8 protein-coding genes are annotated in these 12266 nt (G+C 43.4%); 4 read left to right on the top strand and 4 right to left on the bottom strand.

The window, feature by feature from the left end:
• The first annotated feature begins 128 nt into the window (after positions 1 to 128).
• The 3 genes from fabV to AC6I8U_RS16720 all read left to right on the top strand — a co-directional run bounded on the left by fabV (position 129) and on the right by AC6I8U_RS16720 (position 5201).
• Positions 129 to 1325 carry an enoyl-ACP reductase FabV gene (gene fabV, locus AC6I8U_RS16710; protein WP_498018970.1) on the top strand — a complete coding sequence of 399 codons (1197 nt, stop codon included), beginning with the start codon at positions 129 to 131 and terminating at the stop codon, positions 1323 to 1325.
• Positions 1326 to 1545: 220 nt separating this feature from the next.
• On the top strand, positions 1546 to 3417 hold the full coding sequence (locus tag AC6I8U_RS16715; RefSeq protein WP_498018971.1) for a putative bifunctional diguanylate cyclase/phosphodiesterase: 1872 nt from the start codon (positions 1546 to 1548) through the stop codon (positions 3415 to 3417).
• A 128-nt stretch (positions 3418 to 3545) separates the two neighbouring features.
• A complete protein-coding gene (locus AC6I8U_RS16720) occupies positions 3546 to 5201 on the top strand; it encodes a P-loop domain-containing protein (RefSeq protein ID WP_498018972.1) in 1656 nt (551 codons plus the stop codon).
• A gap of 30 nt (positions 5202 to 5231) precedes the next feature.
• Here AC6I8U_RS16720 and AC6I8U_RS16725 read toward each other — a convergent pair whose 3' ends face one another.
• From AC6I8U_RS16725 to AC6I8U_RS16740, 4 genes are all read right to left on the bottom strand, one after another.
• The gene (locus AC6I8U_RS16725; protein WP_498018973.1) at positions 5232 to 5846 is read right to left on the bottom strand and encodes a DNA-J related domain-containing protein; all 615 of its coding nucleotides are present in this window, start codon (positions 5844 to 5846) and stop codon (positions 5232 to 5234) included.
• Positions 5847 to 5979: 133 nt separating this feature from the next.
• Positions 5980 to 6381, bottom strand: a complete 402-nt coding sequence (locus AC6I8U_RS16730) for a hypothetical protein (RefSeq protein WP_042471662.1) — start codon at positions 6379 to 6381, stop codon at positions 5980 to 5982.
• Between the two features lie 109 nt (positions 6382 to 6490).
• Complete coding sequence (gene aroG / locus AC6I8U_RS16735) at positions 6491 to 7543, bottom strand: 3-deoxy-7-phosphoheptulonate synthase AroG (protein ID WP_498018974.1); 1053 nt, start codon at positions 7541 to 7543, stop codon at positions 6491 to 6493.
• A gap of 204 nt (positions 7544 to 7747) precedes the next feature.
• On the bottom strand, positions 7748 to 10492 hold the full coding sequence (locus AC6I8U_RS16740; RefSeq protein ID WP_498018975.1) for a M16 family metallopeptidase: 2745 nt from the start codon (positions 10490 to 10492) through the stop codon (positions 7748 to 7750).
• 136 nt (positions 10493 to 10628) lie between these two features.
• On the opposite strand from AC6I8U_RS16740, the gene AC6I8U_RS16745 reads away from it, so the two are divergent.
• Positions 10629 to 12245 (top strand): VRR-NUC domain-containing protein, encoded by a 1617-nt coding sequence (locus tag AC6I8U_RS16745; RefSeq protein WP_498018976.1) that lies wholly within the window; start codon positions 10629 to 10631, stop codon positions 12243 to 12245.
• Positions 12246 to 12266: the final 21 nt, after the last annotated feature.

Raw genomic sequence — 12266 nt, forward strand, 5'->3', positions numbered from 1 at the left:
GATTTTGGTCAACAAACTGATAGCCAGTTTACGCCCAGAATCACCAATTTGATGCCCTAGCTCAATATAATTTACAACACTTTACGCTATCTTGAATTTTTATCATCGTCTTAGATAGGTTGTAATCAATGATAATTGAACCGATTATCAGCGGCGTCGTCGCTAAATCTGCTCACCCTGAGGGCTGTAAAAAGGCCGTCGATGACCAAATCGCTTACGTTAAATCTGCCAACCCGATCAAAAATGGACCTAAACGTGTCCTTATTTTGGGCGCGTCTTCAGGATTTGGTTTGGCAGCGCGAATCGCCCTCACCTTTGGTGGCGCTGACGCAGACACTATTGGTGTATCGTTCGAACGTGGTCCCTCTGAGAAAGGCGTAGGTAGCGCCGGTTGGTACAATAACATCTACTTTAAGCAACGTGCGAATCAGGCTGGCCGACGAGCAATCAATATCGTGGGCGATGCTTTTTCTCAAGACGTTCGTGAACAAGTTATCGAAGCCATTGAAACCTATTTTGAAGGCGAAGTTGATCTCGTTGTTTACAGCTTGGCGACAGGTGTCCGTCCAAAAGGTGATGGTGAGTTCTGGCGCTCGGCGATAAAACCGATTGGAGAAGCTGTCTCTGGTGCCTCTATCAACTTAGAAACTCAGCAATGGGAAAACAAACTTCTTGAGCCAGCAACCGACGAAGAGATCGAAGGCACACTCAAAGTAATGGGTGGCGAAGATTGGGAAAGCTGGATCGATACCCTAGTTAACTCTGACTCTATCGCTAACGGGTTTAAAACGGTTGCTCTATCTTATGTAGGCCCAGAGATTACTCATCCGATTTACCTTGATGGCACTCTCGGTAGAGCTAAAGTAGATCTTCATCAAACAAGTCATGCATTGAACCTCGAATTATCAAACTTCGATGGCAATGCTTATGCTGCTGTGTGTAAAGCGTTAGTGACCAAAGCCAGTGTATTCATCCCAGGCTTAACACCTTATCTACTTGCTCTTTATCAAACGATGAAAGAACAAGGTACACATGAAGAGTGTATTCAACAAATGCAACGCTTGTTTTCAACTAAGCTGTATGGCTCAGAAACTGTCCCACTAGATGGTGAGCGATTGATTCGAATGGACGATTGGGAATTAACTCCATCCGTTCAAGAAAAAGTAAAGACGCTCCTGGATCAGATGAACGAAGACAACTTTAAGGACCTTGGAGATTTCGAAGGTTTCCAACGATCCTTCCTTAACCTAAATGGTTTTGGGTATGACGATATAGATTACACGTTACCTGTAGATATCAACGAGCTTACCCGCCTCAAGCCTTAATATTTATACACGAGGCAAAGGACGTTTCCCTTTGCCTCCGCTACGACTCAATAGCTCCAAACAACATCTCAAACTTGAGAAACACGTCAATATTGCGCCAGTTTTTTGCGATTGGTAAAAATTAGCACTCTCTAAATTTCAGCGCTCATTATACTCATTTAATGACATTTCGTTTCGCAACGATTTAGCGAAACTCAACCACAGGATGTGGTAATTGAACATGACGAGAACCAAGCCTTCCATCTTGCAAACGATGAATGGTGCGGAAAAGCTGCGTATCATTGATTTTTCCGACGTTAACCACTCACCTGACCCGGACTATATTTGTTGGGGTTGGTGTGCATTATATCGTGGCATGATAGACCTAGTATATTCGTCCCACTTAGACGATTTCGATGTTGACGAGAATAGACGAAGGCTTCTTGATGAGTCTGACCGATCTCCTGAAAACACAGTCTTTGAGTCACTACATTCGCTCCTTTCGGTCAAGCCCGACGAACAAATCACTCACCTATACGTTTACTCTCTTGGAAAAGACCCCATCGGCGTCGTGTTTGCGATCCATCGTAAGCCACTGGCAAGCGTGTTTTTTTTAAACGGACTGCAATCTCGCTTGTCCAGATGGGTATCGCGCAAAGAAGCGTCATTCAAAAGTAGAGAGATCAAACGAGCTTATCAAACTAAACTGCGCGAGAAGGAACGTTTACTGAAACAGGCACAAGACGAACTCGAAGCTTTGAGAAAAGACAACTGGCAGCTAGAAAAAAGAATGCTGCACCAACGAAGCCACGATTATTCTACGGACATGTTAAACCGAACTGGGTTGGAAAACGCACTAAACGCCTCGTTCAACAACACGATAGTAATCGAAGGTAAAGCCTATCTCAGTGTTATCTTAGTACAGTTTACGAATGGTGAACGTGTACAGGCGCGTATTGGATGTGAGGGACTCGACCAACTACTCGCGGAGTTTGAGCAAAAAGTCAATGAGATAACGTCTCAGATACACTACTTCGCCAGGATCTCTACAACTGAACTCGCTTTAGCGACCGTTGTCCCCGCTTTAGACGAACAGTTCTTGCCAACACTATGTAAACAGATAGCAAGCATTGCGAAACAAGGCTTTCAGTTTCATGGACAAGAAGTCCATTTACATACGTACATGGGTGTTGCCAACTCTTACCATACCCAAGATGCCAACCAATTAATTAACAATGCGTTTCACGCTGCTTTAGCCTGTAAAGAGTCAGGAGAGCTTGTTTCCTTTTTTACCCATGCTGATCAACAAGACCAAAAAGCATTCAATCAACTCGAACACTATTTAATTCAAGCCGTTAGAAACGACGATCTCATTCTCTATTTCCAGCCCAAGGTTGAGCTTGAATCGCAAAAGTGGATAGGTGCAGAAGTGTTACTACGTTGGAAGCATCCGGTTTTAGGTGACGTATCTAATGAAGCTCTGATCCACATGGCGGAACAAAACGGTTTGATCATAGAATTAGGCTACTTTGTGCTGCGCAATGCAATTGATCGAGCTTCTGAATGGATAGAGTTCGCTTCCGATTTTTGCCTATCGATTAATATCTCAGCCAAACAAATATGCTCACCTCTTTTCGCAGACAAAGTAACGGCTCTCTTAGAGCAATATGAGCTTCCGCCTCACAACCTTGAACTTGAGCTGACAGAGAGCTGCCTCGTATCTAACTTTGATATAGCTAAGAACAACATGGAAATTTTAACTCGGCAAGGTGTGAAGTTTGCGCTCGATGATTTTGGTACTGGCTATGCCTCTTTTAATTATCTAAAGAATCTTCCTTTCCACGCTCTGAAGATCGATAAAGAGTTCTTAGCAAATATCCTTGATAACGCCCAGGACAAATCTATCCTTCGTTCGATCATTACTATCGCTAAAAAGTTGGAGAAACAAGTCGTTATTGAAGGAGTCGAGACACAAGAACAGCATCAATTTGTCTTGAATGAACAGTGTGATATTGGACAAGGCTTTTATTACGCTAAACCTATGCCTAGAGACATTTTTGAGATTCAAATACAAAAACAGTATCCATCTCCGTCTCAGTTTATCATTCGTTGAACGTCGCTGCGTTCTTCCATGAACCGCTAACAGCCTTTGCTTTTGCTATTATTGAACCAAACCCTTTACCGCAGGAGGTTCGCCTCCTATAATCGCGCACCAACCTTTTGAAATCCGAGACATTCGATATGGATCTATTAATCGCCAAACTTAAAAAAATCGAAAAGCAAAACTATCGTGCTTACCAACAAATTAAAGGAAGCTACGATTTCACCGATTTTGAGTTTCACATCGATCATGTTCAATCGGATCCTTACGCTGCGGCGTCACGAGTCCGCGCTTTTCGCAAATGGGCGCCAACAGGATTGGAATGGTTAAAAGAACAGTCTCCTGCCTATCAAATTGCTGCACGTGACTATATCGCGCGTCAGTTTGCTGCTTTTGCTAAACAGGAAAACTCTGTTTCTGTCTCTATCACGGGTCAGACAGTTCTTGATTCAACGTCCGTTGTTTTCACCGAAGAAGGTATTGAGCTTCGCTTTAGAGTGAACTTACCTGCAGAAGGTCGCTCAATTCTCGCGAAGAAGGCATCCAACATTCTTACTTTCCATCTTCCTAAGTACATCCGTAAAGCGACGCTTGAACGAGAGCTCGATATTGCGGACTTAAAACATCACTGTGAAGTCGTTGAAGATCAAGTCGCACTTCGTGAGCAGTTGGAAGCAAACAATCTCGTCGCTTTTGTTGCTAATGGCAGTGTACTGCCTCGTTTGGCCGGTAATTGTGACTATCCAATGAAAGATGCTATCCCGTTTACATCACCAAGTTCGATGGAAGTAACACTTCACCGCCCTAACCAAGGTTTTATCAAAGGCATGGGGATACCAGCTGGCGTCACTCTCATCGTTGGTGGTGGTTTCCATGGTAAATCGACGCTTTTGAACGCTCTTGAACGTTCGATTTACGATCATATACCAGGAGATGGCCGTGAAGGCGTGGTTACTCTCAATGACGCTTGTAAGATCAAAGCTGAAGACGGTCGCTCTATTCATAATCTCAACTTGAGCAACTACATCAATCATTTACCATTCGGTAAGCAGACCACAGATTTTAGTACTCAAGACGCTTCTGGCTCAACGTCGCAAGCAGCCTGGCTTCAAGAGTCTATTGAGTCGGGGGCTTCTGCGATAATGATTGACGAAGACACATCGGCAACCAACTTCATGATTCGTGACGAACGCATGCAAGCGCTCGTTTCAAAAGGCGACGAGCCAATTACTCCATTCGTAGATCGTGTAGGTCAATTGAGAGACGAACTCAATATCTCAACCATTATTGTTATGGGGGGATCGGGTGACTACTTAGACGTTGCTGATACCGTGATTCAAATGCAAGACTACCAAGCTGTTGACGTAACCGAGAAAGCTCGTGAAGTCATCAAACTGCACCCAACGGAGCGTCAAAACGAGTGTGAAAAACCACTAGAGCTCATCCCACCGAGGCATGTGGATTGCGCTCACCTTCAACAACTTCTTGTCGATGGTAAGTTTCGAGTATCAGGCAAAGGGGCTAAAAGCTTAAGGTTTGGTAAAGAAACCATTGATATAGAAGCACTAGAGCAACTTGAGTCTAACTCAGAACTGAATGCTATTGGTTGGACACTATTCCAACTAGCACAACAACCTGGGTGGTCAATGCATCCACCAAAAGCGATTGAATCAATCTTAGAGGACAATTGGAGTGGCAACATGCCAAATTCTGGCGATCTGGCAAAGCCACGCGTCGTCGATGTTTTAGCGAGTTTGAATCGCCTTCGAGCAGCAAAAATGCGTCAACCAAGATAGTAGTGCTTGATACTAACTAGAGCCGCGTGGTCATGACTCCTTAAGGATTGACCACGCCTCACAGTATTTCCTGAATTTTTCACTATCTCCGCCGGGCCTGTCCGGATGCCACTTCAATGCGCAGCGCCTCCATGCCTGGCGAATCTCTCTCGACGAGGCGTTTTCATCTAACCCGAAACAGTTTAGCGCCTGCTTATGTGACATTGTCACATCCGTAACGCCCACATACTCTTTATAGCGTGTCCAAAACTGTTCAAGTAGTCGCTTAATTTCGTGATTGTCGGCTTCATAGTGAGACCAATCCAAGTAGTAGTCTCTAAGAGGGTCATTATCAGCGATTGCGTGCTGAGCGGCGTTAAATGGCATGATTCGTATATCCATCGCTTCTACTTGAAGCCATTTTTCTGGAACGAGTAAGGCTTGAAGCTGATATAGCGCGTTCATAATCAGAAAGTTACGCTTGAATAGATCTTTTTCTGCACTATCGTCGAGTACGGGAATCAGTTGTTGTTCTGCAAGGACGGCAAACAAACTATGTACCTTGATACTTTCGGTTTGCCGCTCTACGACATTGAGTACTGACCACAGCAATGGGTTCTCAGCATGCCGTTTTACATTGATTTGATTAGACTGGAATTCCGTCAAGCCAAGCTCCCTGTTGCTCAATCACGCTGACTAACGTTAGTTTAGCATTAGTACGAGATTTAGATCACTATGGCAATGACAGAACATGGAACCGAGATATACAAGCCCTCTTGATCGGTATTGTTTGATTTGGCTAACTTTTTAGCTGATACGCTTTGTAAGTCTCACTCTTCACACCTGCTTTGCGTTTTTTCATGATGACTTCAATACTACGAGCGTTATCAGTGACCTTGTAACGTATTGTTTGATTTAGATAGCTATCATTTCGGCGAGTATCTCTCGCTTCAATTTTAATGGTTTTATTGCCTCTGCTCACATCGCAGCGATAGTCCCAATCACTTTGCCAATCCTTCACAGACAATAACACACGCTTACCCGATGCTGATTTTGTTTTAATACCGCGTGGTTGCTTGTCGAGAGCCAGTGCTAGACCTGCAGTACAAACTTGTTCATTACTCAAACCCGCCGCCAGGGATGGTGTTGATAATGATGCAGCGATTACAGCTGCTAGTATCAAGGATAAATTACGTTTCATTTTGTCTCTTCTTAACCATATACAATTCGCAAAATTAAAACATGTCGTACGGTTAAGGTCAAATAAAAAAGCCTTCACCGAAGCAAAGGCTTTGAATTAGATTAATAAATTAGGCTTTACGGCGAGCTTCTACCGCATCAGCGAGTTCACGAAGTACTTGTTCTGTGTCTTCCCAACCAATACATGCGTCAGTAATAGACTGACCATAAGTAGGTGCAACACCGTCAACTAGATCCTGGCGACCTTCTACTAGGTGTGATTCAATCATCACACCAAAAATTGCGTCTTCACCGCTAGCCATTTGACCAGCTACATCTGTCGCTACAACTTTCTGACGCTGGAACTGCTTAGAACTGTTTGCATGGCTAAAATCGATCATCACTTTTGCTGGAAGACCGTTAGCCGTTAGTTCGTCTTTAATGCCTTTAACATGCTCAGCGCTGTAGTTTGGCTCTTTACCACCACGCAAAATGATATGGCAGTCTGGGTTACCAGCAGTTTCAACGATTGCTGAATGGCCGTACTTAGTTACCGATAGGAAATGGTGAGAAGCACTCGCCGAGCGGATTGCATCAGATGCAATCTTAATGTTACCGTCTGTGCCGTTTTTGAAACCAACTGGACATGAAATACCAGAAGACAACTCTCGGTGAACCTGAGATTCTGTAGTACGTGCGCCAATCGCACCCCAACTAATAAGGTCAGCAACATATTGCGGTGTGATCATATCAAGGAACTCACTCGCCGTTGGCATGCCCATATCAGTTAGGTCAAGTAATAGCTTACGCCCCATACGTAGACCATCGTTGATCTTAAAGGTGTCGTTTAGGTACGGGTCGTTAATAAGGCCTTTCCAACCCACGGTAGTACGTGGCTTTTCGAAGTAGACTCGCATTACGATTTCTAGACGATCGCCAAGTTCATCGCGTAAAACTTTTAGGCGCTTACCGTATTCGACCGCAGCTTCTGGGTCATGAATTGAGCATGGACCAACGATAACAAGCAGTCTGTCATCATCGCCTTGAAGGATGTTGTGGATCGCTTTACGTGCATTAAACGTGGTAGAAGAAGCAACTTCAGTTGCTGGAAACTTCTCTAACACAGCAACCGGTGGTAAAAGTTCTTTTACTTTATTAATTCTTACGTCATCAGTTTGGAACATTGCTTACTTCTTCCTATTCTTTGTATCTAAATCACTTGAGCACGATCTGCACAATCCGTTTTGTGACTCGTATCGTGCTCTTTCCCGTAACTTATCTGCTTAGAACAAGAAGTGCAATCACTAATTATAAAAAAAGGCAAATTTCTTCACTGTTTTTTCCAATAAACGCCATGTAAATATTTTTATACACACATAGAGTGCCGATTAAGGATTGATTCTTATAGAAAATTTGCTCGCGTTTTGACCAAGCGCCTGTTGAGACATACGATCTAGATCACTTAAAGTAATACTATCAGCCACTGACTCGTAGTTATAAAGCGCATCGATACCGTAACCCATTAACCAATATCGAAATAGCATAAAGCTCGCTCCTTCAGGATCATCAAGCCAAGGGGCAAGGTCACTTTTTAGCTGGGCAACAACCTGATCCCTTTCTGTCTTTTCAAATCCATTCAAGATGTCGTTAGCCACAGTTTCAAACAATTTAACAGCCCGTTCCTCATCCTTAGGATCAACATTAGCAAAAAACGACCAGGCAGCAATCCCATTGCCTTCATCGGCAAAACCATAGGCGTGCGGATTGTAATCAAGGGAGTTATCTGAACGTATCGTCTGGAAAATACGCTCGTTCAAAAGCCGTTGAAACATGTCTTCGGCAAACACGTCTTTTGAGGTTCTTGGTTCATTTCTCTCAGATACAGCGATCAGATAGACTTGCGATTGACCATCCTGTGAATCGTGGCTGTCGATATTGGTTATGTCGTCAGCAAGGCCGTCACGTATTTCAACCGTAGGCCACGTGTACTTTAATTCTTCGCTAAACTGAATATTCGCAATGTACTGCTCTAACAGAGGCTGCACTTCAGAAGCACTCTTACCGCCCACCAACATCATTTTGTATCCACGATTGACCTTAATCAGCTCATTATAGGCTTTCATTACTCTCTCCTTCGTCACCAGTGCAACCTCAGGCTCTGTTCTAAAAAGTAAATGGCTACCGGTGTCAAAGGTTAGTTGCAATGCGTCGTTAATACTTAGAACATTCGAATCCTGTTTCAAGCGCTTGAGTTCATTAATAGCAATGTTTTTCGCTTTACTTATTGCTAATTCATCAACATCATTAAGTGACATAGCATGGTGAACAACAGAAAACACATCAGCGATGCCCTTTTCGTTACTTCCAAAGGACATACCCTGCTTAACATCACGTATAAACGGTTCTACGTAACTATTTGTTTTACTGAATGCGCGTTCAATTTGCTTCGCGGTTAGCGGTCCAATATCGCTGTAGAGCGTAATCAACGGTATCAGTTGACCTGCAGCGATGTTATCTCCGGTAAGTGCAGATGAACCGCCCAGTGAACCAAACCATCCGTAAAAGCGATCGCCGCTGTCCTTGTGATTAAGGTAAAGCACCTCAATGCCATTCGCTAGCTTCCATTTTACTAAGCCATTTTCCAGAGTCTCCATCGACGAGACCTTTCCTTTCGAGCTAGGGACTGCAAGAGCTTTGGTTACTGTCAATTCGAGTGGCTTGTCCGTTTTTTGCTCTAATCCCGAATAAATATCATTTAAAGAAAACGACCCATTTTTTACATTAGTACCGATAATAGGCTCTTGGATGAGCAACTTTTTAATTGCTTGATTAACCTGTTCCAGAGTAATTTCCGTCGCTAACTGGCGATGCACTTCTATGTACTGAATAGGAGCTTGGGCAACACTCTGCGCTAACAACATATCGAATTTGTAATCGATTATTTGCTTAGATGTCCAACTATCAATAATGGTCTTTAGCTCATCGTTGAACGAAGTCCAACTGCTTCTTACTGTATCTAACTCATCTTGGCTAATACCATGTTGCTGCAGAGAGGCGAGTTGTTCGGTTATTGCTTGTTGGATCTTTGCCCTCTCGGTTTCTTCAAAACTCGCACCAATTGCAAACAGTGAGTTCGAGTGTATGTCTACAACTCCAGCATTTAAACCTTGTACAAGGATATCCTTTGAGTGATACAAGTCTGAAATCCGATTCGATATTATGTCACCGACAAACTTTGAACTCAGTTGAACGTATTGGTCTGAAACAGTATTTAACAATGGGTTTGGCATTGGATAGGCAAGATCTAAAGCAGCATATTCAAAAGGCAATGCTTCAGAAACCAATGGGGTATCGTTGAACTTCACAGGGTCTATGAGAACGCGTCTCGGCTGCTCTCCTTTTTCAATTGCAGCAAAGTGTTTATTTACCATAGCGAGCAACTCACTTTGCTCCCAATCGCCAGCAATCATTAATTCCATGTTTTGCGGTTGATACCATTTTTTATAGAAAGCCTTCAGCTCAGTAATATCAACGTTCTCTATGGACTTTCGATTACCAATAATATCGTGTGAACCAAGAGGTGTACCGATCAACAGATGATCATAAATCTTTTGACCGTATGGTAACGGGTCCGGACGTCTCAATCGCATTTCACCCAGCACTACCCCTTTTTCCTGCTCTATCATCGCTTGAGTGATGTGCATAGCATCTGCGACATAAGCTAACCATGTAAGCGCGTCATTTAGCATACCTACATTATCTATCGCCAGCTCATAACTCGTGTACTCGTTGAATGTAAAAGCATTAAGATCTGGGCCAAAGCTCACCCCTGATTGAAAAAGAGCATCTTTCGCTGCCTTCTGCTGAGGTACATCTTCTACACGAAAAAACAAATGTTCCAAAAAGTGTGCATAGCCAGTCTGTTGCGTCGTCTCTTGAAGACTCCCGGCATGAACGACAAGTCGCAGAGTAATAGGTTGACCCGATTTATAGTAACGGCTGACGGTTAAGCCATTATCAAGCTTGTCTATCTTCCAACCTGGGTCAGGTTTAATTGGTGTATCATTTTCTAAAGAGCACCCTATGAGCAATAACAAAGCCCAAGATGCAAACCAAGCTTGTAGTTTTTTCATCGTATAACCTTACTTGCGACTAATATGGCTAAACGCTACGATGATCTGAAGAGCAATGAAACACTACACATTGAATTGCATATTATTTAGTGCGTCGATGCGAGCTATTTCAAACAGTTAACACTCAGGTATTGCCGTGACCCACACACCTTCAGTGGTACTAGAACCCAAATACTATCTAACTAACTTCACGACACTTCTTTCGGGAGTAAAAGGCTTATATCAAGACCTGTTAAATGAATCTGAGCAACAGTGGCTCGCTCGTTTCTACGCATTGGAAGAAGATGAACAATGTTTACTAGTCCGAATGATGACCCGTAAAGGTGAGTGGTTTAGAAGTGATAAGTTACGTTATTCAGAACTCACGAATCCAGAGACACTGCTTGCCAATCTAGCTCTCTCTGGTTTTGTAGATCTAGCCCTTCCCGACTCTCCAAAGCTATTAGCAGACACACTTCTTACTAAACCGGAGCTTCTGGCTTTATTCCCCAATTTACCCAAATCACTCCGTAAAAGTGAGCTGGTGGAACTCTTGCCTGAACAGATGCCGCACTCGGTTTCAACGCTACCATTTCAAGTCATCAGGCTTGTGGATAACCAAATTCTTCCTATGTTTTGTTTGTTGTTTTTTGGCAATCGATACCAAGAGTTTGCTCAGTTTGTACTTGAAAATCTCGGCATTCACAAATTCGAACAGTATGAAATCTCAGTGAATACACGCTTATTTCATACCAGAGAAGAGCTGGATTCGTCTTTTTGCATCAGTGAGATGTCACTACGCTACGAAGAGATAAACCGTAAATCACGAGAAGATTTGATTGAATTCTCTCAATTACTTCCCGCTCCTCACGGCAAACATGCCAAAAGAATGTATCAGAAACTCATCAACTCCGTAGCTCGAGACTTAGAGCGTTGCGGGGCACTAGATGAAGCTCTCGCGCTATTCCAGCAAAGTAACATCCCGCCATCTCGAGAAAGACAAGCACGCATTCTTAAAGCTCAAGGAAGACAAGAAGAGGCTTTATCTATCACAAAAATGATGCTGGCTGACCCGTATAGTACTGACGAGTCTGAGGTGGCAGAGCGCATCGCTTCTCCGCTAAAAAAGAAACTTGGTATTCCTTTACCAAAAAAGCGAGTTTGGACGCTACCGGAAGTCCATCGCCAGTTAGACCTTACAAATTGTCGAGTCGAAGTTGCTGTTGTGGAAGCCCTTAAAGCCGAAGGATGGGATGCGTTTTATCTTGAAAACCAGTTTCTCAACACTCTGTTTGGCCTAGCGTTCTGGGATATCTTGTTTTCACCAGTTGAAGGCGCATTTATCAATCCTTATCAACGTCAGCCTCTTGACCTCTATCGAAAAGAGTTCATAGACAGCCGAAGTGTCCTTATCGAAGATCGTCTTAACCAGATTAGAAGTGAAGGTATCGCACAGCTAGTCGCCGTACATCAAAACAAAAATGGTCTCCAGAACCCATTCATTCTTTGGGAGTTAGTCGATGCATCTTGGATAGAGTTAGCGATGTATACCATGAGCTACCAACAGCTAGCTGGACTATTTGAGGTGATTCTTGAAGATATTCGTGCATACAGAGCAGGCCAACCTGATGTCATTGCATTTAAAAACGGGGACTTTATGTGGTGCGAGGTAAAAGGGCCAGGCGATAAGCTTCAACACAATCAAAAACGATGGATGAAGCACTTTGAGCGGCTTAACATTAACTACCACGTTTGCTATGTGAACCACAGATAGATATTTGGCGTTAATATGAAG

It is taken from the genome of Vibrio sp. KUL80, from assembly GCF_059725495.1.

Excerpts from the sequence above, each read along its gene's own strand:
- AC6I8U_RS16740 (WP_498018975.1), bottom strand. The coding sequence starts at position 10,492 with ATGAAAAAACTACAAGCTTGGTTTGCATCTTGGGCTTTGTTATTGCTC.
- AC6I8U_RS16720 (WP_498018972.1), top strand. The coding sequence starts at position 3,546 with ATGGATCTATTAATCGCCAAACTTAAAAAAATCGAAAAGCAAAACTAT.
- AC6I8U_RS16715 (WP_498018971.1), top strand. The coding sequence starts at position 1,546 with ATGACGAGAACCAAGCCTTCCATCTTGCAAACGATGAATGGTGCGGAA.
- AC6I8U_RS16730 (WP_042471662.1), bottom strand. The coding sequence starts at position 6,381 with ATGAAACGTAATTTATCCTTGATACTAGCAGCTGTAATCGCTGCATCA.
- fabV (WP_498018970.1), top strand. The coding sequence starts at position 129 with ATGATAATTGAACCGATTATCAGCGGCGTCGTCGCTAAATCTGCTCAC.
- aroG (WP_498018974.1), bottom strand. The coding sequence starts at position 7,543 with ATGTTCCAAACTGATGACGTAAGAATTAATAAAGTAAAAGAACTTTTA.